Here is a 281-nt window from a genome sequence, read left to right as displayed (position 1 = left end):
AGTGCAGGTTACGCACCAAAGCTGAGTGATCCTGAGGTCATTTGCATGGAGATGGTCGGTGAGTTTTTAAACCTTGATCAAGACAAACAGATTTGGCAATACTTTACCCAGCATTGGCATGCCTGGTTTCCAACCATCGGCTCATATCCTAACTTCGCAAAGCATTGCGCCAATCTGTGGCAAGTCAAACAGCGGATACAAGATAACGTCAGTGAACTTGAGGGCCGTGACAACATCCATTTTATGGATGGTTTTCCGATACCCGTCTGTCATTATGGACG

General features: G+C 46.3%; 1 pseudogene. It reads left to right on the top strand.

The features are described from left to right. Window positions 1-281: pseudogene (locus CXF65_RS01155) on the top strand (IS982 family transposase); the annotation flags it as partial.

The organism is Psychrobacter sp. Sarcosine-3u-12 (genome assembly GCF_002836005.1).
Classification (GTDB): Bacteria; Pseudomonadota; Gammaproteobacteria; order Pseudomonadales; family Moraxellaceae; genus Psychrobacter; species Psychrobacter okhotskensis.
Note: the sequence above shows the minus strand (reverse complement) of the source record. Positions and strands in the feature narration are given on the sequence as shown.